The following is a 20,796-nucleotide window of genomic DNA, read 5'->3' as shown; positions in this document are numbered from 1 at the left end:
ACGCCGTCATTGCGAGGCGCCCTTGCGCCGAAGCAATCCAGGGGCCAAACAACAAGGTCTGGATTGCTGGCTGACGCTCACGATGGCCGCCTTCAAACTACAACCGCCTCACCTCTTGTTCACCCCCATATACCCGAACAGGAAGCCCGCCACCTTGCGCATCTGGATCTCCTCGCTGCCTTCGGTGATGCGGTAGCGGCGGTGGTGGCGGTAGATGTGCTCGAACGGCTTGTGGCGCGAGTAGCCCATACCGCCATGAACCTGGATGGCGCGGTCGGCCGCCTCGCAGCACAGACGGTTAGCCCAGTAGTTGCACATCGAGACCTTGTCGGAGAGTGTGTGCTCGACCTGCGCCTGGGTGAGCTGGTCCATCTCCCAGGCGGTCTTGCGGATCAGCAGCCGCAGCATCTCGGCCTGCGTCGCCAGCTCGACCAGCGGCCACTGGATCGCCTGGTTCTCGGCCAGCGCCTTCCCGAACGGTTTGCGCTCACGCGCGTAGTTCACGCTCTCATTGATGCAGAATACGGCCGCACCGAGCGAGCTCGCCGCCTGCCGGATGCGGTTCTCGTGCACGAAGCACTGCGCCAGCGACAGGCCGCGACCGACTTCGCCGAACTGCGCATCCTCCGGCACGAACACGTCGGTGAAGCTGACCCGCGGATGGTCGGTCGGCATGTTGAAGGTCCAGAGATACTCCTCGACCTTGACGCCCTCGCTCTTGGCCGGCACCAGGAAGCAGGTGATGCCGCGCGCATCGCCGTCATTGCCCGAGGTGCGCGCGAACAGCGCGCAATGGGTGGCGACGTGCATTCCCGTCGTCCACATCTTCTCGCCGTTGATCAGCCAGCCCTTGACGTTGTCGCGGGTGGCTGGGACGGCCTTCGTCTCCATGTGGGTTGCGTCCGAGCCGTGATGCGGCTCGGTGAGACCGAACGTGATGCGGTACTTGCCGGTGATCGAGCCGTCGACCATCGCTTTCTGGTCGTCGCGGCCATAGCGGTCGAGCATGGTGACGATCGGCAGATTGCCGACGATCGAGTGCTCGTTCTGCAGGTCGTTGTGCAGGCCGAGGCCCTTCGAGGCGAAATGCTCGCGGATCACCGCCATCCAGAGGTTCGAGCCGTCCTTGCCGCCGTAGCGCTTCGGGATCGCAAAGCGCAGGTGCCCGGCCGCGTCGGCACGATCCTTGGCCTTGCGCAGCAGCTGCTCCCACTCATGCCGCGGCAGGCCGCCATTCTCGAAATCGGTGCGCGCCCATTCGCGACGATGATCGAAGAAGCGGATGTTGTCGTCGGCCTGCTCCAGCGGCTTGATCTCGGCGGCGATGAAGCGATCGAGCTCGTCGAGGTAGGCGACCAATTCCTTCGGCAAGGAAAAATCCATGGCGTGTCTCCCTGTGCGTTTCGTTGTTGTTCTTGGTCCTGATGGGCGCGACCTCCCGTCGCGCGCTTGTGGCGCGCAGCGCCGTTGCGTATTTGGATGACTGCGACACCTGCGCAGGCGCTAAGTTGATGCGCGACAACCAATCAGAAAACAGGAGGAACGGCCGATGGAGCTGAAGTTTTCGAGAGTGACGCGCAAGGGGCCGATCACGATCGTCACCCTGGCGCGCCCCGAGGTCTACAACGCCCTGCACATCGAGGCGCATTACGAGCTCGAGCGCGTGTTCGACGGCTTCGCCGCCGATCCCGAGCAATGGGTGGCGATCGTCACCGGCGAGGGCGACAAGGCATTCTGCGCCGGCAACGATCTGAAATGGCAGGCGGCCGGCGGCGCGCGTGGCTGGGGCAAAAGCGGCTTCGGTGGACTGACCTCGCGCTTCGATTGCGACAAGCCGCTGATCGCGGCCGTCAACGGCGTTGCGATGGGCGGCGGCTTCGAGATCGCGCTGGCCTGCGACCTGATCATCGCCTCCGAGAACGCGACCTTCGCGTTGCCCGAGCCGCGCGTCGGCCTCGCCGCGCTCGCCGGCGGGCTGCAGCGGCTGCCGCGCCAGATCGGCCTGAAGCGCGCGATGGGCATGATCCTGACCGGCCGCCACGTCGGCGCCCGCGAGGGCCACGAGCTCGGCTTCGTCAACGAGGTCGTACCGCAGGGCGAGGCGCTGGCGGCCGCGGAGCGTTGGGCCGAGACCATCGCCAAGAACTCGCCGATGTCGATCCGCGCCTCCAAACAGGCGATCGAGAAGGGCCTCGCGGTGTCGCTGGAGCAGGCCATCACCGAGCAGCGCGACTACGCGGCGGTGCAGGCGATGATCCACTCGCAGGACTATATTGAGGGGCCGAAGGCGTTTTCCGAGAAGCGACCGCCGAAATGGCTGGGGCGGTAGCGCATCGCCAAGGTGATCATTCCGGGACGCGCGGAGCGCGCGCCCGGAATCGGTGACCACGAACGGGAGTCTGGATTCCAGGCTCGCGACTGCGTCGCGCCCCGGGACGACGGCCGAGGTGATCGCAACGCCTGTCCAGCTCCCGCCGCCGTCATTGCGAGCGAAGCGAAGCAATCCAGAGTCCCACCGCCGAAGCAGTCTGGATTGCTTCGGCGCTGGCGCTCCTCGCAATGACGGCGGAGAGCTAAGCATCGCTGGTGCCCCTCCCCGCCTCGCGCCTGTAGGACGCGTAGTTGGGCTGATCGACAGCGAGCTTGTCGAGCGTGGTCTGCCAGAGGTGGTCCTTCAGTCCCGGCGTGCCGAGATCGACGGCACCACTGGCGATCTGCTCGGAAAGCGCACGATTCAGTTCGAGCAAGTCACCGTCTCGTCTCAATAGCTGTTTCAGCCGCGCGTGCTCCGCGGCATCCGCCGGAGCAGCCTGCGTCAACTGCCGCACCACCAGATCGAGCGCGTTGATTCCCACGCGCAGCTTGAACGCCGGGTGCCCGGAGATCAGCGGCGCGATGTCGGTGCGCAGGAAATCCGCGACCGCCTTCGCCAGCTCCGTCGCCGTCGGTTCGTCCTGCATCAGCCCTCTCCTCTCGGCGCCAGCAGCCGCAGCAGATCGATCTCTGTCTCCGACGCGCGGCGGCCGATCATGGCGCGCTCCATCGAGTGGTCGGGACCCAAGCGAAACCGCTGCATCATGCCGCAACACATCACGCCCCAGCGCAACGTGCCCATGACCTCCCAGAACTTCACCCTGCCGGCATCGACCTTGCGGCCAGCGGCCTCGTAGCCCGCGTACAGCTCCTCACGCGAGCCAAAGCCGCCGACGGGCTTGTCGATCTCGCCGAAGCGCCAGGAGTTGACGCAGATCCAGCCGAGATCCTCCATGGGATCGCCGAGATGGGCGAGCTCCCAGTCGAGCACAGCGCGCACCCCGTCGGGGCCGATGATGAGATTGCCGTTGCGGAAATCGCCATGCACCAGCGTCACCTCCGCCGAGGGGCCGGGATCGTTGTGCGACAGCCAGCGCAGCGCGAGATCGAACACCGGGCGCGGCCAGTCGAAGCTTTGATATTCGCGCGCGAGCTCCGCGATCTCCCTGGTCGCGTTCATCTCGCGCAACGCGGGCAGCGTCTCGCGTCGAATCCCGTGGATGCCGGCAGCGATGCCGCCGAGCTGGCGCGCGAGGCGTGGCCGCGCCTCGGCGAATTCAGCATCGCGCAGGATCTTGCGCGCGATGGTCTCGCCCTCGACGCGGCGCATGATGAAACCGGCGCCGAGATCGTCCTCCGGCCGTAGCACGTGCAGTACCTCGGGCGACGGCACGCCGGCCGCACAAGCGAGCCGCATCAGCGCCGCCTCGTTGTCGAGCCCGGCGGCACGCCCGGGCGCGGCGCCGTAGCCCTTCGGCGAGCGGCGCAGGATGGCGCCGACATCACCACCGGGATGGACGATGTCGAAGCGCCACGTCTCCTGGCTGGCGCCGCCGGAGAGTTTCGCGGCGCCGCGCACGCCGGTCGCCCCCGGCATGAACGAGGCGACGCAGCGCGACAGCTCGGCCTCGATCATTGGCCCTTGAACTTGGCCGGGCGCTTTTCGAGGAACGCGGTGACGCCCTCCTTGAAATCCGACGTGCCGCCCGCGATGCGCTGCGACTGGAATTCGGCGTTGAGCTGCTCCTCGAATGAGTTCTCCGGGCTGTCCCAGTAAAGCTTGCGGATCTGCGCCAGCGCCACCGTCGGCCCGTTGGCGAGCTCGCGCGCGAGCTTCATCGTTTCCTCCTTGAGGGCCGCATCGTCATAGACGCGGTTGACGAGGCCCCATTGCAGCGCCGTCTCGGCCGGCAGCTTCTCGCCGAGCAGCGACAGCTCGATCGCGCGCGCCTTGCCGACGAGGCGCGGCAACAGCCAGGTCGAGCCGCAGTCGGGAACGAGACCGATGCGGCGGAAGGCTTGCAGGAAATACGCGGACTTCGCGCACAGGATCATGTCGCCCATCAGCGCGAAGCTCATGCCAGCACCGGCGGCCGGGCCGTTGACCGACGTCACGATCGGGCAATGCAGATTGCGCAAGCGGCGCAGGAACGGATGAAAGGCCGTCTCGAGCGCGGCGCCCGCATTGCTGCGGCCGGGCTTGGCCTGCGCATTGCGGCCCTGCAGATTGGCACCGGTGCAGAACGCTCGCCCCGCGCCGGTTACGACCAGGCAGCGCACCTCGGCCTTCTTCTCCTCGATCTCGTCGAGCGCCTCGGCGAGCCCGCCAAGCATGTCGATCGAGACCGCGTTCATGACCTCCTGATGATCGAGCGTGAGGACGGCGACGGGCCCGTCGAAATCGAGCGTGACGTGCTTGAACTGCATGTTTTCCTCTCAAGAGCTTTTCGGTCAGTGCATTCTTCGCCGCGGAAATTTGAAGCGCGGCATGGTTCTGTCAGCATATTTGATTTTTGCGCTTCGCTTGTCCATGGTTGGATCATCCCAATAACCGAAGCGGCGCGCAGCGCGCTCACATCATCACGGAAACGCCCAAGAGAACCCCATGAGCATGTTCGACCTCACCGGCCGTGTGGCCGTCGTCACCGGCGGCAATGGAGGCATAGGCCTCGGAATCGCCCAGGCACTTGCGTCCAGTGGCTGCAACGTCTCGATCTGGGGCCGCAACGCCGAGAAGAACAAGGCGGCTGCGGCGTCGATGGCCGCGGGGCCCGGCAGGGTCGATACCCATGTCTGCGACGTGACAAGCCCTGCTTCCGTCAACGAGGCGATGAAGGCGACACTCGACACCTTCGGTCGCGTCGACGGCTGCTTTGCCAACGCCGGCATCGGCGGCGGCGGCCGCAAGCCCTTCATCGAGCGCAGCGAGGAGGAATGGCGCACAATGTTCGCGACCAATCTCGACGGCGTCTTCCATGCCTTCCAGGCCGCCGCCAAGCACATGACCGCGCGCGCCGAAGCCGGCGATCCGTTCGGCCGCCTGGTCGCGACCTCCAGCCTCGCCTCGCTGTTCGGCACCGCGCGGAACGAGCACTATGCGGCAACCAAGGCGGCAATCAATGCGCTGTGCCGCGCGCTCGCCGTCGAACTCGCACGCCACGGCGTCACCGCGAATGCGATCCTGCCTGGCTGGATCAAGAGCGACATGACCGCAGGCATCATGGGAAACGAGAAGTTCGTTGCCAACGTCATGCCGCGTATCCCGGTGCGCCGCTTCGGCGAGCCGTCGGATTTCGGCGGCATCGCCGTCTACCTCATGAGCAAGGCATCGTCCTATCACACCGCCGACTGCCTCGTGATCGACGGCGGCTATACCGCATTCTGACCGGCAGCAGCGACCGGCGGGCCGGTGCTCCGGTCCGCCGACCCCGGATTTGTTCCACATCCGTATTCCAAGATTTCCGAAATTTAATGCTGTCCGGGCTGCCACGCCCTCGTGACCTCGGCGTTGTCCCTCATCACATGACGAGGAGAAGACGAGGGGAAGGAAGCCATGAAGCGCGGCGTGACGGTTTTGGCCTGTGTGTCTGCCCTGACTGTGGCCGGCTATTTCGCCATTGCGAAGTGGGGCATCCAGCACGAGAGCCGTGAATTTTTCGACGCCGAGCGGCAGCGGCCGATCACGGTCGACGTGGCCGTGCGCACGGATTACGAGATGAAGGCCAATGCCGGGCTGTGGCGGCTGCCGGTCGCCATCATCAGCAACGGCAACACAGTGAAAAACACCGAGTACTCCTTCCTCGCGAACGTGTTCGCCGCGCGCGGCTACCTTGTCGCCAGCGTCCAGCAGGACCTTCCGACTGATCCGCCGCTCGTCACCAAGGTCGGGATGCCTTATGTCGGCCGGCTCGACGTCTACCGGAAAGGCGAGGCCAACATCCTCTGCGTGCTGAACGAGATGAAGAAGCGTCATCCGAATGCCGACTACGATCACCTGACCCTGGTCGGCCACTCCAATGGCGGCGATACCGCGATGTATTTCGCCAAGGAGCATCCGAACATCGTCTCGCAGGTGGTGACGCTCGACAATCTGCGCGTTCCTTTCGTTATCAGGGACAAGCTCAAGATCCTGTCGTTCCGCTCGGATGATCCGCAGTTCAAGACCGACCCCGGCGTTCTGCCAACGCATGTCGACAAGAAGAGCGGCATCGACATCATCAAGACCGAGTTCCAGCACACCTGGATGAGCGACCGCGGCCCCTACACGGCGCGGGAACGGATCCAGGCGACGCTCGACAAATATCTCGGCGGCGATGCGACGAGCGAACTGGCCCCGGCAGACACCGACAATCTGATCGTGACCAACGGCGCAGCGGCCCTGCCCTGATCTGACGACACCTCAGCGCTGGCGTGCGATGGCAGCTGCGCAATCGCGCAGCTGCCATCGCAGGCGTCAGTACTGCGGTTTCTTGACCGGTGGGCCGTTCTTATTCCCCGGCATGCCCTTGATGTTCGACGGGTCCTGAGCGCTGACGTCCGGATTATGGCGGTTGATCGTGGACGAGCCGACGGTGCCGCCTTTCGTCTCAGTGCCCGGTCCGTTCTTGTTGCCAGGCGCGCCCTGGATGCCTGCTCCGGAATTCTGCGCACTCGGCGGCGGCGTGGTCTGTGGGCTGCCCTGCGCCAGCGCTGACGTGGCCGAGACGACGAATGCGCAAGCAATCAGACCGATCATTGGCTTCATGGGCGACCTCCATTTGTAGTTGCCGTGCTGTCCGAACGTGGCGCCGGCGGAGCCGTTCCCGGAAACATGGAATTTCCCGCGACGACGCCGAGGTGCGCACCCCTGCCCGCTTTATTGGCTTCCTGATCGCGTCGCGGCCCACTACGGTCGGGGAACCGACGCATCAGAGGCCTCTACATGGAATACCTCGCCACCGATCTCAGCCCGCGCGAGCGCTACAAGATCCTGACCTCCTTCGTGCTGCCACGGCCGATCGCCTGGGTTACGACGAGAGGCGAGACCGGGGTGGTCAACGCCGCACCGTTCTCTTTCTTCAACGTGCTCGGCGAGGACCCGCCGCTGTGCGTGTTCGCGATCAACCTGCGGCCGGACGGCCGGATCAAGGACACGCTGGTCAACATCCGCAGCTCAGGCGAGTTCGTGGTCCACATCACCGACGAGCCCCTGGCGCAGGCGATGCACGAGACCGGCGGCGACTTTCCGCCCGAGATCGGCGAGCCGGATCACCTTGGGCTCAAGCTCACACCGTCCCGGATGATCGGCGTTCCGCGGTTGGCGGAGGCGCCGTTCGCGATGGAGTGCAAGACCTGGCAGCTCATCGACGTCAATGGCGATCGCGTGCTGGTGCTCGGCGAAGGCCTCGCCTTCCACATCCGTGACGAATTGTGGGACACCGAGAAGATGCGGGTCGAGATGGAGTTGTTCCATCCTGTCGGGCGCATGTTCGCCGACCGCTATTGCCGCACCGACGACCGGATGGATTTCCCGCCGGCCAAGGGCGCCAGCTGAGCGTTCGATGGCTTCCGCCGGCGCGAAACGTCAGTAGGTCGCGGCGAGATAGTCGACGATCTTGCCGACATCGGATTCATCGATCGGAGCACCATAGACCTTGATCATCTTGGTGACTTCGGCCTGCCAGAACTCCTTCTTGTTCTGCATCGGCGGCTGCGTCTTGATGTAGTCGGCGGAATGGCAGGCCGCGCAATTGCCCTGCACGACGGCGAGATCGGGCCCCGGCTTGAAGGCCGCCGTCTCCTGCGGAACCTTGTAGTTGACCGGTGCTGCGGTGAGGGAGACGGATGTGCCGGCAAGGCAGCCAAGTCCGACAGCCAGCATGACGAGGAGGAAGGACGTCCGTTGCATGGTCATTCTCCTCAGGCGGCCGTGACGCGGACGGTTTCGACGACATTGCGCAGATAGCCGGCCGGGTTCCAGCGTGGCGTCTCTGGCTGAGTCTCGCCCGAATTGCTGGTGGCCCGCACCTTCAGATCGTGGGACCCCGGGGCAAGCTTCACCGCCAGCTTCCACTCCCGGAAGGAATACTTCCCGAGGTCCTTGCCGAGCTTGGCATCGGTCCAGGTCTGGCCGCCATCGGTCGAGACCGCGATCTGCTTGATCCCGCTTCCGCCGTCGAATGCGATGCCGCGCAGCGTCGCCGTGCCCGCCTTCAGCTTCGCGCCATCGGCCAGGCTGGTGATGAACGAGCGGACCGTAAAGCGATTGATCGGAATCGTCGCCTTCGGCGCGGTCCCGGGCTCGATCGCATTGTTCGGCGTGTCCGGAATCCGATAGGCCGATTTCATCCAGAAGCCGTCGAACACGCTGTCGATGACGGTGATCTCGTTGAGGTGCTTGACCCAGTAGGTGCCGTAATAGCCCGGCACGATCAGGCGCAGCGGAAAGCCGTTGAGGAACGGCAGGTCCTCGCCGTTCATGCCATAGGCGAGCATCACCTCGCCGTTCATGGCGTGATCGAGGTCGAGCGCCTTGACGAAGTCCGGCGTCTTGTCGATCACCGGGCCGTCCATACCGTTGAAGGTGACCTGCTTCGCGCCCGTCTGGACGCCCGCCATCTCGAGCACGGCCTTGAGCGGCACGCCCCGCCAGCGCGCATTGCCCATGGCGCCGTTGCCAAGCTGGCCACCTGCGACGCGCGGCTCGAAGAAGCCGCGGCTGTTGCCGGAGCATTGGTTGACGGCGACGATCTCGGTCGCCTTCATCTTGCGGATGTCCTTGAGCGACAGCTTGAGCGGCTTGTCGACCTTCCCCTTGACCGCGAGCGTGAACTTGTCCGGATCGAGATCGTAAGGCAGGCCCGCCAGATGATAGCGGACGAAGAAGGCATTGTTCGGTGTGATCACGCCGTCATTGAACACCCCGAATGGCGTTTCGAGTTGCGGCGGCCGGCTGGTCAGGCCGATCATCGGCCGCTTCTGCGGATACTTCACCAGCGGGCGCTCGCCGTTGGCGAAGGGCAACGTCACGGTGTCCTCGGCCAGCGCGCGAGTCGCGCCAAACCCGCCCAGCAGCGCCGCCAGCCCTGCTCCCTTGAGCAGATCACGTCTGTCGATCATGGCTCTCCCTCCGGAGTGGTCGTTTGGAACCCGCGGTCATCAGCGCCGGCTCTCATCGAAATCTGGCGGCATGCACGGCCGCTGCGAATTGATCGTTGCACATTCTCTCACTGCGAGAAAAGCCGCGAACGTCCGCAATCATAGCATCGCAGCGCGGCAACGGCCGAGACTTCGCACGTGCAACAAGAGCAATCGTGCATCGAACCGCAGGGGGGCAATCGGGGCCGTCAGGCGGCGCGTGCCCACCGACGGCGCTGGCGAGGGACGACGTTGGGCACGGCGCGCTCCACGGTTGTTGCACGCCGCAATGAGCTCGCCGCTCCTTTGTGCACCCTACACGCGCAACTATGTGCCCTGCCCGATCTTGTCCTGCGTCTTGGTGTCGAAATCGCTGGCGTCGTGGCGCTCGTGGAGCTGGCTTTTGGGATCGCCGGAGACGCGGTTGACCATGCGGCCGCGCTTCACAGCGGAGCGCTGCGCGATTTGGTCGGTCCAGCGCTGGACATTCCTGTAGTCCTGCACCGAGAGGAACTCGCCGCCTTCGTAGAGCAGGCCCTTGGCGAGCGCGCCGTACCACGGCCACACCGCGATGTCGGCGATGGTGTAGTCGGGGCCGGCGAGATACTCGCTTTCGGCCAGGCGGCGGTCGAGCACGTCGAGCTGGCGCTTCACCTCCATCGCGAAGCGGTCGATGGCATACTCGATCTTGGTCGGCGCATAGGCATAGAAATGGCCGAAGCCGCCGCCGAGATAGGGCGCAGCCCCCATCTGCCAGAACAGCCAGGACAGGCATTCGGCGCGCTTGGCCGGCTCGGTCGGCAGGAAGGCGCCGAACTTCTCGGCCAGATGAACCAGGATCGCGCCGGACTCGAACACGCGGATCGGCTCCGGCCCGCTGCGATCCAGCAGCGCCGGGATCTTGGAATTGGGATTGATGGCGACGAAGCCCGAACCGAACTGATCGCCCTCGCCGATCCGGATCAGCCAGGCGTCATATTCGGCGCCGCTGTGGCCGAGCGCCAGCAGCTCCTCGAGCATCACTGTGACCTTTACGCCGTTCGGCGTTCCCAGCGAATAAAGCTGCAAGGGATGACGACCGACAGGCAATTCCTTCTCGTGCGTCGGACCTGCGATCGGCCGGTTGATGTTGGCGAAGCGGCCGCCGCTCGCCTTGTTCCAGGTCCAGACCTTGGGCGGCACATAGCTGTTCTGTTCAGACACGGCAGACTCCGGCGTGAGCGTCAGGAGCGAGCGTTTTAGGCGCATATGCCGTCGAGCGGAAGCCACGCTGCGCGCGGGCGCCATCAGCATTTTCTGCATTGCGCGGTCGAACCTGCGATGACAGAACGGAGACAAGACAACAATGACGGTCCGTCGCGGGCCGGCTCCTGGAAACGCCGATGACTGCAAGTCCCCTGCCCCCCGACCGCATTCCCGTGATCGTCGGCGTGGGCGAGATCGTCGATCGCCCCAAGGACATCGGCGACGGTCTCGAGCCGCTGGCGCTGCTCGAACAGGCGATCCGCCGCGCGGAAAATGACGCGGGCGCCAAGCTCATCCAGGACACCGGCTCGCTCGACGTCGTCAACTTCCTGAGCTGGCGCTACCGCGATCCCGAGCAGCTTCTCGCGCAGCGGCTCGGCGTGAGCCCGGCGCACTGCCACTACGGTCCCGTCGGCGGCGAGAGCCCGATCCGCTTTCTGCACGAGGCCGCCTTGCGCATCGCGCGCGGCGAATGCGAGGTCGCAGTGGTCTGCGGCGCCGAGGCGCAATCGACGGCGACCAAGGCCGAACGCGCCGGCGTGACCCTGCCGTGGACGCCGTTCGCGCATGACGTCGAGGAGCCGAAGCGCGGCGCTGCATTCCAGAAGCCGCTGGCGGTGAAGCTCGGCGTGTTCCGTCCGGTCTCGGTCTATCCGTTCTACGAAGTCGCGAGCGCAGCCAAATGGGGCCAGACGACGCGGCAGGCGCTCGCGGAATCCGGCGAGCTGTGGTCGCGCTTTTCCGCGGTTGCCGCCTACAATCCCAACGCCTGGCTGAAGCGGCACTTCGCGCCCGAGGAGATCACGACGCCGTCGGCCGACAACCGCCCGATCGCCTGGCCCTACACCAAGCTGATGGTCGCCAATCCCATGGTCAACATGGGCGCGGCGCTGATCCTGACCAGCTTGGCCAAGGCGCGTGCGGCAGGCATTGCCGACAGCCGCATGATCTATCCGCTCGGCGGCGCATCGGCGGAGGATCCGCGCGACTACCTCACGCGCGATCAGTTCGCCGAGAGTCATCCGCAGAACGCCGTGTTGCGGGCCGCAATGAACATCGTCGGCGGCAACGGCGCGGCGTTCGACGTCATCGAGCTCTACAGCTGCTTTCCCTGCGTGCCGAAGATGGCGCGGCGGATCCTCGGCCTCGGCGCTGACGTGGAGCCGACCGTCGCCGGCGGGCTGACCTTCTTCGGCGCGCCGCTCAACACCTACATGACGCATGCCGCCTGCGCGATGGTGCGGCGGCTGCGCGGCGGCGCCAGGCGCGGCCTGCTGTACGGCCAGGGCGGCTTCGTCACCAAGCATCATGCGCTGGTGATCTCGCGCGAGCCGCCGTCATCGCTGTCGCAGGAGGTGAGCGTGCAGGCCGAGGCCGATCGGCATCGCGCCGCAACGCCGGAGTTCGTCAGCGAGGCCGGCGGCGGCGGCAGGGTCGAGAGCTTCACCGCGCTGTTCGATCGCAACGGCGAGGTCGAGCATGGCGTGGTGATGCTGCGCACCGAGCAGGACACGCGCACGCTGGCGCGCGTGCCGGCGCAGGACGCAGCCACGCTGGCGCGGCTGATGGATCAGGACCGGTCGCCGGTCGGCGCGCTCGGCACGATCACGATGGCCGCCGATGGTGTGCCGGAGTGGCGGACGAATTAGTTCGCTTCCGTCGACTCACACCTCCCGCGCCTCGTGCTGCCAGCGCGCATGGGCCGTCTCCCAATCGGGATCGCGCTCCGCCGCGAAGCCGAGCGTCCTGCCGCCACCGAGGTCGCGGAAGCCGATCATGGCGCGGCGGTGCGCGCCGCTTCTGACATAGGCGCGCATGCTGGCTTCGTCGGTCCAGACCGTCAGCGTGTGATAGATGCCATTCACCGGACGAAGCTCGACGCGCAGATTCCCGGGAGCCGCACGCGCCTGGCGGACGGCGCGCAGCGTGTGCCACCAGAATCGCGCCCGCCGCGTGAGGCCGCGATGCGGGCGGAAGCCGGTGACGGACACGTAGACGCTCATGGCGCGCTCCTGGATCGCAAACCGCCGCGCGATGGAACGGTCGCGCCGACAGGTGTGAGCACAACGCTGCCCGCCGCGTCCTGGATGTCGGAGTGCGGATCACGGGCCGGCGCTCAGCGCCCACTTCGCCTGGGCTTCACGTTGGCAGGCACCGTGCCCGTGGTCTCCGCAGCCGCCGGAGGCGCGCTGTCGTCGCCCGCCAATTGCTGGTCGCGCTTGCGCGCGAGCGCCTCGTCACGCCGGGCGGCCGCGACCGCCAATTCCGGATCCAGCTTGAGCGCCTGGTTGAAGTCGGCGAGCGCGCGGTCGTAGTGCCCCTTTGCCAGCCACACCGCGCCCCGGTCGCTGTACGTTGCGGCATCGCTGAAGCCCATGCGCACGGCGTGGTCGAGATCGACAAGGGCTTCGTCGAGATCTCCCTTGCGCTGGAACGCAAGTCCACGATCGTGGAACAGCATCGGGTTGTGCGGATCCAGCCGGATCGCCCGCTCATAATCGCCGAGCGCCCGGTCGAAGCGGCCCATGCGGACCAGATCCTTGGCGCGGTAGTGATAGAGATCGGCATTGCGGGGCGCGAGCCGGATTGCTTCGTCGAAATCGGCGACGGCGCCCTCGAGATCGCCCTGTCGGCTGCGGTCCATCGCGCGCTTCACCAAGGATGCGGCGGTCATCGGCGCAGGCGGCACGACCGGCTCTGCCGCTTTCGGCTCTGCCGGCGGAGGCGGCGCCTCCGCCGCCGGAGGCGGCACCGGGAGCACGGCTCCGGTCGCGTCCTGGACGGCAGGCGCCGGGACGGTCTCACCTGCGACCTTGCGCTGCGGCCCCGATCGGGCCTGCGGCGACGGTGTCACGATCGAGCGCGTCGCCTGCCTGCTCATCCAGTCACCGGCGGAGGGCAACAGCAGAATCTCGAGGCCGATCAGGACCGCGCTGAGCACGGCGGTCGCCGCGGTAAACTGCAGGATGGCGTCCCAGCGTTCGCGGCGGACGCGGTCGCGCTCGGAGGCGAGATGGGCGTCGTATTCGGCACGCAGGCCCGCGTCGCGCAGCACGTTGTAGGCGACGATGATCAGCTTGAGCTGATGCTCCGACGCCGCATCGGCGCTGCCCCGGAGGTCGGGATGGTGCGCCTTGGCGGCCTGGCGGAACGCCCGCTTGATCGTGTCGAGATCGGCCCGCGGCGATACGCCGAGCACCTCATAATGCGTCGTCATGGCGCGATCCCGAACCTCTCTTCCGAGGCCGGTCCGGGATCACGCGGGGAGCAGGTCGAGCGCATAATGGGCGCCATCGCGGGTGAGCCGACCGAACGCGGCCCACGGAAAATGAGATCCACAAACCAACATCTTTTCTGCAACGATACGATCGAGCAATCTGCGCCGGCTGACCTCGGCAGCCGCGCCGTCCTGGTCATAGGCGCCGTGCCATTCCGGATGGCGCAGGCACAACGCCGGCACATAGGCGGTGTCGCCGGAGATCATCAGTTGCTCCGCTCCGGAGCCGAGATGAAACGCGGTGTGCCCCGGGGTATGACCGGGGACGCTGACGAAGCGGATGCCGGGCACCACCTCGTCCTCGCCCTCGACCGGCAGCACGTTCTTCCAGCCCGGGATCACGCTCTGGATGCGGCGCGCCAGCGCCTGCCGCCACGGCGGCAGCCGGCTGGTCAGAGATGCATCGGTCCAGAATTTGTACTCGGCCGCAGCCACGATGATCTCGGCGGTGGGAAACACCGGCGCGTCGGTGTTCTCGCCGAGCAGGCCGAAGATATGATCGGGATGGAAGTGCGAGATCAGGATGGTGTCGATGTCTTCCGGGCGAATGCCGGCTGCTTTCAGATTGTCCAGCATGCGACCCGAAACGAAGATCGAGTCGGAATTGTAGCCCTGCACCTGACCACCGCCGCCGGCATCGCAGAGCACGGTCTTGCCCTTCAGCCGCACCACGAAGGTGGAGATCGGGACCGGGACGAAGGCTGGGCTCAGACCAGCGGCGCGCAGTGCGTCCTTCACGTCGCTGATGCTGGCATTGCTGATGAAGCCGGCCTCGTGCGGCTTTTCCCACACGCCGTCGTAGAGGGCGATCACCTCCGCCTCGCCGATCGTGATCCGGCGATAGCCGCGTGCGGGATCCTCAGTGCGGCGGTGCGGCTTGGCGGCAACGACGGCTAGTCCCGCATCGAGACCCAAAGCAGCCGCGGCCGTCGCGGCCGATAGCACCAGGGTCCTTCGCGAAAAACCACCCGCAATCACATTGCCTGCCACTCAAATATACCGTCGGTTGAATAAATGCCTAACACAAGTTAATCTCCGCACCTTAGCGGGATTATGGCGCGACAACGGCCTTTCTGGCCGGGGCGTCAGGTGTGGGGAGTCTGCAACGGTGGGGGATGATCCGGTCGAGCGGGGCGCCGCCTGACGAACGGCGCACGCATGAGCGTCGACGTGGTTCGCGGGGGCATCGTCGGCTCTGTCCGCGGCTATCGTTAGGGCTGTGTCGTTCGACTATCGGATGCGACAGCGGCCAATCTCGGCCGCTGTCCTCCGCTTCGTCAATGTCTTGGGTCAGGCGGCGCGAACCGATTGCAGGAAGCGGCTGACCTCCAGCTTGAGACGCTGGCTATCACCGGAGAGCTGGCGCGCGGCGCTGAGCACCTGCCCCGAGGTGTCGCCGGTCTCGCTGGCGCCGCGCTGGACATTGGAAATGTTGGCGGACACCTGCTGTGTACCTGCGGCGGCGTGCTGGATGTTGCGCGAGATCTCGGCGGTTGCTGCGCCCTGCTCCTCGACCGCGGCCGCCACCGTCGCGGCGATCTCCGACAGCCGCTCGATCGTCGTCGAGATCTCTCTGATGGCGCCGACCGACTCCTGCGTGGCCCCCTGGATGCCAGAAATCTGTTGGCCGATCTCGCCGGTCGCCTTGGCGGTCTGTTCGGCCAGCGCCTTGACCTCGGAGGCGACGACGGCAAAGCCGCGGCCGGCTTCGCCCGCCCGCGCGGCCTCGATAGTGGCATTGAGCGCCAGCAGATTGGTCTGCCCGGCGATCGTGTTGATCAGTTCGACAACGTCGCCAATGCGGGTCGCCGCCTTCGACAGCTCGCCGACACGATCATTGGTGCGGCGTGCCTGCTCGACCGCATCGGAGGCGATGCGCGCGGACTCCTGCACCTGGCGGCTGATCTCACGGACCGACGAAGTGAGCTCCTCGGTCGCCGAGGCGACGGCCTGAACATTGGCCGACGCCTCTTCGGAGGCCGCGGCGACGGTGGTGGAAAGCTCCTGCCCTCGCACGGCGGTGCTCGACAGCGAGTTGGCCGAGCTCTCGAGCTCGCTGGAGGCCGAGGACACCGTATTGACGATGTTGCCGATGGCGCCTTCGAAACTGTTGGCGAGCTCCGACATCTCCCGCTTGCGCGAGGCGGCTGCGCGCCGCTCCTGCTCACCGAGCTCCCTGGCGTTGAACCGCACCATCGTCTGGACGGTCTGCAGGTTACGCAAGGCGCGGCCGATCTCGTCGTCGCGCTCGATGTGCATGCGGGTGTCGAGCTTGCCCTGGGTGATGCTTTCCATCGTCTCGTTCACATGATCGAGCGGCGCCACGATTACGTTCATCGTGCGCAGTCCGACCATGCCACACAGCACGACACCGGTAGCAGCAATCGCCACAGCGGTCATTCCGGCGAGCCCGCCCTCCCCGAACGAGATGACACCAAGCACGAGCAGGAACAGCGTCTGCAATCCGACCAGCGTTCGCAGCCTTGCCGCGATCGTGCCGGTGAACATCGAGAGATGGTCGAACACCGAGCGGCGGCGGACGATGCCGTCGTCGATCTTGTAACCATGTGGCCGCTTTTCGCGGATCGCCGCATAGACCTGCTCGGCCTCTGCGCGCTGGTCGGCGGGCAGCTTGGTGCGCACCGAGGTGTAGCCGACGACTTGGCCGTCTTTGCAGATCGGCGACGCCGTCGCCAGCACCCAGTAATAGTCGCCGTTCTTGCGGCGGTTCTTGACCGCTCCGACCCAGGGACGGCCGGCCTTGAGCGTGGTCCAGAGATTGTCGAAAGCTTCAGGCGGCATGTCCGGATGACGCACGATGTTGTGCGGCTGCCCCATCAGCTCGGCTTCGGTGAAGCCGGCCGCATCGACAAAATCCTGGTTGAAGAAGGTCAACTTGCCCTTCGTGTCGGTCTTGGACACGATCAGCGTGTCATCCGTGATCGGATACTCGACGTTGGTGACGGGCAAATTCTTACGCATGGCGAGTCTTTCAATCGACGATGATGGCCGCGAGTCATGCCGGCATCGGCATGACTAATTTTGCTGCAAACGATGCATCGATTGTCGCAGTCGCCGATTAACCTAAGATAAAATGCCGCAACCGTTGAAATACGGGTCGCTGGACCCCGTTCACGGACGGCCGCAATCTCACAAGACCTGTCGCCGGCGTGTCTCCTCGATACGAGCCAGACAGAACGGCCCAACCATGTTGCCGCCGTTGATGCAGGAAACTGGATCAATCGGTGCGAACCGTTTGCAGGAAGCGCAAGAGCGCCAGCAGGTTGGTTCGGCCGGCGGTGATGTTGATCGGCTCGACGATTTTGCCGATGCGGGTCGCGGCCTTCGACAGCCCGCCGAGGCGATCGGTGGTCCCGCGCGCCTGGCCGGCTGCCTCGCCCGCCGTCCGCGCCGACCGGCCCACGAAAAAAGGGCGCGGCCTCGCGGCCACGCCCTGGTCTGGTCGGGATCTGCGCGCCGGGATCAGGCTGCGCGCACGGTGTCCAGGAAACGTCCAACCTCGAGCTTCAGTCGGTTGCTGTCGCCGGACAGCATTTGCGCCGCCGAGAGCACCTGGGACGACGCCGAGCCGGTCTCGCCGGAGCCGCGCTGCACCCCGGCGATAGCCGCGTCATTCCAGCTCGATCGGCTGATAGGCGCCGGTCTCGTCGAGCGCCGTGCCCCAGATCTTGTGCGAGGCCTGATGTTCGGCGGGGCCGAAGTTGAGCGAGGCGCCAAGACCGAGATCGATGTTGCGCATCGACTCCAGCGTATCGATCAGCCGCTCGGTATCGAGCTGCGGACCGGCCTGCTTCAGGGCCTGAACCAGGATACTCGCCTCGATGTAGCCCTCGAGCGAGGTGTAGTCCGGCGGTTCGCCGGGGAAGTGTCGAGCCAGCGCGGCCTTGTAGTCGAGCACCACGCTCGAATAGCCGGAGACGGCGGGAACGGTCTGGGTCACGACGACCCCGGCCGCGTAGCGCGAACCGAGCAGCATGAGCTCATTGGCAAGCGCCGATGCGCCGACCGCCGACACATTGACGAAGAGGACGCCGGGAAGCGCATCGCGCGCCTTTTCGATGAACTTCGCCGCCGCGCGCGAGGTCGCGACCATGATGACCGCGCGGACGGGCACCTTCTGGGCCTTGAGCTGGTTGATCGCCGGCTCCACATCCACGGTGTTGCGGGTGTAGTTGACGCGCAGGATCGCGGCGTCGCTGAGGCCGAGGACGCGAAACGCCTTTGCCACGCCGGCAAAGCCTGCATCGCCGAACGAATCGTCCTGCGCGAACAGCGCAATCTGGCGTGGCGGCACGCGGCGCAGCTTCACCAGGTAACGGACCAGCGCATCGGCTTCTTCCGAATAGCTCGGACGATAGTTGAAGACGTAGCGGTCCGGCGGATCGTGGCGCGAGACGTTCGCACCGGTATAGGGGCTGAAGAACAGCATCCGGCGCTCGAGCGAATATGGGATCGCGACGGCCGCCGTCGCGGTCCCGAAACTGCCGACGAAGCCGAACACGCGCTCCTTTTCGTAGAGCTGCTTCATGGCGTCGAGCGTGCGGTTCGGATCATAGCCGTCATCGGCGACGACGAGCTTGAGCATCCGGCCATTGACCCCGCCGGCGTCGTTGGCGCGGTTGAAGGCGGCTTCGATGCCGACCTTGAGCAGCCGACCCGATTCCTTGTTCGCGCCCGACAGTGGCAAGACGCTGCCGAACGTGATGTCGCGCTCCGTGACGCCGCGAACCGATGGAGCAGGCACGGCGCTCGTCGCACCAGCCGCAGCGATGGAGGGCGCAGAGTCCGGCAGCGCGCCGGCCGCCGTTGCGGGCGCGCCGATCGATCGCTCGATGTCTGCGAGCTGAAGCTCGGCCCGCCGGCAGTCCTGACGGCCACTCGCCACGGCCGCGCGACCGTCGGCGATGGAGCGGTCGAACTCGCGCGTCAGCTCGTTGCGATCGCCGTCGTCGCTCGACGCCTCCCGGATGACGGCCTGGAACTTGCCGATGATGGCCTGGATCCGCGGCCGAGGGATCTCGCTGCAGGCAAGGGCCGCTCCGATGGCGGGACCGATCCTGCCGCCGAGGTCGCGCACGACGGCGAGGTTGTCGCCGGGCGCGGCACCGACCGAGGTCGTGAGCATGAGGGTGAGGATGATCACCGAGGAAGTCGCGAGCGATCGGATCCGGTTCACCACCTCGTGGCGGGGCCGGAGGTCAAGGAAGGCCATCATGACGGGATTTGAACTCGTTGAGACACGCTGGTCGGATCGTTGATTGAGCTAGTGAGATTGCCGCGGCCTGTCAGGCCGCGCGGACCGTCTGCAGGAAGCGGCTGACCTCGCGCTTGAGGCGGTTGCTGTCTGTCGACAGCCCCTGGGCCGCCTCCAGCACCTGGGTCGAGGCCGAGCCGGTCTCGGTGGCGCCGCGCTGCACGTCGGTGATGTTGACGGAGACCTGCTGCGTGCCGTGCGCCGCCTGCTGCACGTTGCGCGAGATCTCCTTGGTCGCGGCGTTCTGCTCTTCGACAGCGGCTGCAATCGTCGAGGAAACCTCCGACAGCCGCTCGATGCTGCCGGAGATCAGCCTGATCGCCGCAACCGATTCCTGTGTCGCCGCCTGGATGCCGGCCACCTGCTGGCCGATCTCATCGGTCGCCTTGGCGGTCTGCTCCGCCAGCGCCTTGACCTCAGCGGCGACCACGGCGAAGCCCCGCCCCGCCTCGCCGGCACGCGCCGCCTCGATCGTGGCGTTCAGCGCCAGCAGATTGGTCTGCCCGGCAATGCTGTTGATCAGCTCGACCACGTCGCCGATGCGGCTCGCCGCGCGCGACAGCTCGCTCACCCGCTCGTTGGTCTTCTTCGCCTGCTCGACCGCTTCGTTGGCCATGCGCGCCGATTCATGCACCTGGCGGCCGATCTCGGTGACCGAGGACGTCATCTCCTCGGTGGCCGAGGCGACGGATTGCACGTTGGTCGACGCTTCCTCCGACGCAGCCGCCACCGTGGTTGCGAGCTCGCCAGCGCGGACCGCCGTCTTGCTCAAGGTATCCGCCGAGACTTCCAGTCTGGACGAAGCCGACGAGACCGTCTCGACGATCTCGCCAACGGCGCTTTCGAAGTCGTCGGCCATCTTGTGCATGTCGGCCTTGCGGCGGGCCAGCGCCCGCTGCTCGGCTTCCTTCTGCTCCGCTTCCAGCGCGTGACGTGCGACCGCATTGCTCTTGAACACCTCGACGGCGCCGGCCATCTCGCCGATCTCGTCGCCGCGTCCTAAGCCGGGGACCTCGACGTCGAGACGGCCGCCGGCGAGGCTCTTCATCGCGCTGGTCATGCGATGCAGAGGGCTGGTGATGCCGCGCCCGACGAGCGTCGACACGACGAGCAGGATCAGCAGCACGATCCCGGCCGCCATCAACGACTGCCGCGTCGAGGCCCAGGCCTGAGCCGAGAGGTCATCGATATAGACGCCGGTCCCGACCAGCCAATTCCAGGGTGCGAAGCCTGCGACATGGGTGAGCTTGGGCTGCGGCGTCTCGGAGCCGGGCTTCGGCCAATCGTAGTCGACGAAGCCGCGGCCATGCTGGCGAACCACGTCGATCATCTCTTGGAACAGCTTCTTGCCGTTCGGATCCTTCATGTCCGCGACGTCCTGCCCGATCAGCTTGGTCGAGATCGGATGCATCAGCATCTTCGCGGTCATGTCCGTGACGAAGAAATACTCGTTGCCGCCATAGCGGAGCTGGGAGGCGCGCTCCAGAGCGCGCTTCTGCGCGTCGGCGACCGAGATCGTCCCCTTCTGCGCGGCAGCATGCTCCTCGGCGAAGATGGCGAGCGCGAGCTC

At 66.1% G+C, this 20,796-nt stretch carries 20 protein-coding genes; 5 read left to right on the top strand and 15 right to left on the bottom strand.

Going from position 1 to position 20,796, the window contains the following annotated elements; all coding sequences use genetic code 11:
- Window positions 1-108: 108 nt before the first annotated feature.
- A complete protein-coding gene (locus ACQR03_RS00445) occupies window positions 109-1,383 on the bottom strand; it encodes an acyl-CoA dehydrogenase family protein (protein WP_434841564.1) in 1,275 nt (424 codons plus the stop codon).
- Between the two features lie 166 nt (window positions 1,384-1,549).
- On the opposite strand from ACQR03_RS00445, the gene ACQR03_RS00440 reads away from it, so the two are divergent.
- A complete protein-coding gene (locus ACQR03_RS00440; protein WP_315749190.1) occupies window positions 1,550-2,329 on the top strand; it encodes an enoyl-CoA hydratase-related protein in 780 nt (259 codons plus the stop codon).
- Window positions 2,330-2,573: 244 nt separating this feature from the next.
- Here ACQR03_RS00440 and ACQR03_RS00435 read toward each other — a convergent pair whose 3' ends face one another.
- From ACQR03_RS00435 to ACQR03_RS00425, 3 genes are read right to left on the bottom strand one after another with little or no spacing between them, the layout of a single operon-like run.
- Complete coding sequence (locus ACQR03_RS00435) at window positions 2,574-2,960, bottom strand: DUF6285 domain-containing protein (protein WP_315749189.1); 387 nt, start codon at window positions 2,958-2,960, stop codon at window positions 2,574-2,576.
- Window positions 2,960-3,949: a phosphotransferase family protein gene (locus ACQR03_RS00430; protein WP_316170574.1), complete on the bottom strand. Its 990-nt coding sequence runs from the start codon at window positions 3,947-3,949 to the stop codon at window positions 2,960-2,962. Before ACQR03_RS00430 ends, ACQR03_RS00435 begins: the two co-directional genes overlap by 1 nt.
- Entirely contained in the window at window positions 3,946-4,740 is a 795-nt protein-coding gene (locus ACQR03_RS00425; RefSeq protein ID WP_315749186.1) for an enoyl-CoA hydratase/isomerase, read from the bottom strand. Before ACQR03_RS00425 ends, ACQR03_RS00430 begins: the two co-directional genes overlap by 4 nt.
- 178 nt (window positions 4,741-4,918) lie before the next feature.
- Here ACQR03_RS00425 and ACQR03_RS00420 point away from each other — a divergent pair, with 178 nt between their 5' ends.
- Both ACQR03_RS00420 and ACQR03_RS00415 read left to right on the top strand, forming a co-directional pair.
- Window positions 4,919-5,698, top strand: coding sequence for an SDR family NAD(P)-dependent oxidoreductase (locus tag ACQR03_RS00420; protein ID WP_315749184.1), 780 nt, complete (start codon window positions 4,919-4,921; stop codon window positions 5,696-5,698).
- A 168-nt stretch (window positions 5,699-5,866) separates the two neighbouring features.
- Window positions 5,867-6,700 carry an alpha/beta hydrolase gene (locus ACQR03_RS00415; protein WP_316202260.1) on the top strand — a complete coding sequence of 278 codons (834 nt, stop codon included), beginning with the start codon at window positions 5,867-5,869 and terminating at the stop codon, window positions 6,698-6,700.
- A gap of 66 nt (window positions 6,701-6,766) precedes the next feature.
- Here the strand turns inward: ACQR03_RS00415 and ACQR03_RS00410 are convergent, their stop codons facing one another.
- Complete coding sequence (locus ACQR03_RS00410; protein ID WP_434841565.1) at window positions 6,767-7,057, bottom strand: hypothetical protein; 291 nt, start codon at window positions 7,055-7,057, stop codon at window positions 6,767-6,769.
- A gap of 177 nt (window positions 7,058-7,234) precedes the next feature.
- On the opposite strand from ACQR03_RS00410, the gene ACQR03_RS00405 reads away from it, so the two are divergent.
- Window positions 7,235-7,846 (top strand): flavin reductase family protein, encoded by a 612-nt coding sequence (locus tag ACQR03_RS00405; protein WP_315749182.1) that lies wholly within the window; start codon window positions 7,235-7,237, stop codon window positions 7,844-7,846.
- A 30-nt stretch (window positions 7,847-7,876) separates the two neighbouring features.
- Here ACQR03_RS00405 and ACQR03_RS00400 read toward each other — a convergent pair whose 3' ends face one another.
- The 3 genes from ACQR03_RS00400 to yghU all read right to left on the bottom strand — a co-directional run bounded on the left by ACQR03_RS00400 (window position 7,877) and on the right by yghU (window position 10,677).
- Entirely contained in the window at window positions 7,877-8,206 is a 330-nt protein-coding gene (locus ACQR03_RS00400; protein WP_315749181.1) for a cytochrome c, read from the bottom strand.
- A gap of 5 nt (window positions 8,207-8,211) precedes the next feature.
- Window positions 8,212-9,411, bottom strand: coding sequence for a molybdopterin-dependent oxidoreductase (locus tag ACQR03_RS00395; protein WP_434841566.1), 1,200 nt, complete (start codon window positions 9,409-9,411; stop codon window positions 8,212-8,214).
- Window positions 9,412-9,756: 345 nt separating this feature from the next.
- Window positions 9,757-10,677 (bottom strand): glutathione-dependent disulfide-bond oxidoreductase, encoded by a 921-nt coding sequence (gene yghU / locus ACQR03_RS00390; RefSeq protein WP_434845293.1) that lies wholly within the window; start codon window positions 10,675-10,677, stop codon window positions 9,757-9,759.
- A 134-nt stretch (window positions 10,678-10,811) separates the two neighbouring features.
- Between yghU and ACQR03_RS00385 the strand changes: the two genes are divergently transcribed.
- Window positions 10,812-12,323 (top strand): acetyl-CoA acetyltransferase, encoded by a 1,512-nt coding sequence (locus ACQR03_RS00385; RefSeq protein WP_434841568.1) that lies wholly within the window; start codon window positions 10,812-10,814, stop codon window positions 12,321-12,323.
- A 15-nt stretch (window positions 12,324-12,338) separates the two neighbouring features.
- Here the strand turns inward: ACQR03_RS00385 and ACQR03_RS00380 are convergent, their stop codons facing one another.
- From ACQR03_RS00380 to ACQR03_RS00350, 7 genes are all read right to left on the bottom strand, one after another.
- On the bottom strand, window positions 12,339-12,677 hold the full coding sequence (locus ACQR03_RS00380; RefSeq protein ID WP_316170581.1) for an antibiotic biosynthesis monooxygenase: 339 nt from the start codon (window positions 12,675-12,677) through the stop codon (window positions 12,339-12,341).
- Window positions 12,678-12,790: 113 nt separating this feature from the next.
- Window positions 12,791-13,891 carry a tetratricopeptide repeat protein gene (locus tag ACQR03_RS00375; protein ID WP_316202266.1) on the bottom strand — a complete coding sequence of 367 codons (1,101 nt, stop codon included), beginning with the start codon at window positions 13,889-13,891 and terminating at the stop codon, window positions 12,791-12,793.
- 39 nt (window positions 13,892-13,930) lie between these two features.
- Entirely contained in the window at window positions 13,931-14,896 is a 966-nt protein-coding gene (locus ACQR03_RS00370) for an MBL fold metallo-hydrolase (protein WP_315714948.1), read from the bottom strand.
- A 345-nt stretch (window positions 14,897-15,241) separates the two neighbouring features.
- Window positions 15,242-16,933 carry a methyl-accepting chemotaxis protein gene (locus ACQR03_RS00365; RefSeq protein WP_434841569.1) on the bottom strand — a complete coding sequence of 564 codons (1,692 nt, stop codon included), beginning with the start codon at window positions 16,931-16,933 and terminating at the stop codon, window positions 15,242-15,244.
- A gap of 256 nt (window positions 16,934-17,189) precedes the next feature.
- Window positions 17,190-17,402 (bottom strand): hypothetical protein, encoded by a 213-nt coding sequence (locus ACQR03_RS00360; RefSeq protein WP_410052347.1) that lies wholly within the window; start codon window positions 17,400-17,402, stop codon window positions 17,190-17,192.
- A gap of 180 nt (window positions 17,403-17,582) precedes the next feature.
- Window positions 17,583-19,097: an ABC transporter substrate-binding protein gene (locus tag ACQR03_RS00355; RefSeq protein ID WP_315826483.1), complete on the bottom strand. Its 1,515-nt coding sequence runs from the start codon at window positions 19,095-19,097 to the stop codon at window positions 17,583-17,585.
- 160 nt (window positions 19,098-19,257) lie between these two features.
- Window positions 19,258-20,781, bottom strand: a complete 1,524-nt coding sequence (locus ACQR03_RS00350) for a methyl-accepting chemotaxis protein (RefSeq protein ID WP_434888687.1) — start codon at window positions 20,779-20,781, stop codon at window positions 19,258-19,260.
- Window positions 20,782-20,796 lie beyond the last annotated feature (15 nt).

The organism is Bradyrhizobium sp. HKCCYLS3070 (genome assembly GCF_051167575.1).
Lineage (GTDB): Bacteria > Pseudomonadota > Alphaproteobacteria > Rhizobiales > Xanthobacteraceae > Bradyrhizobium.
This window is presented reverse-complemented; position numbering and strand designations above follow the sequence as displayed.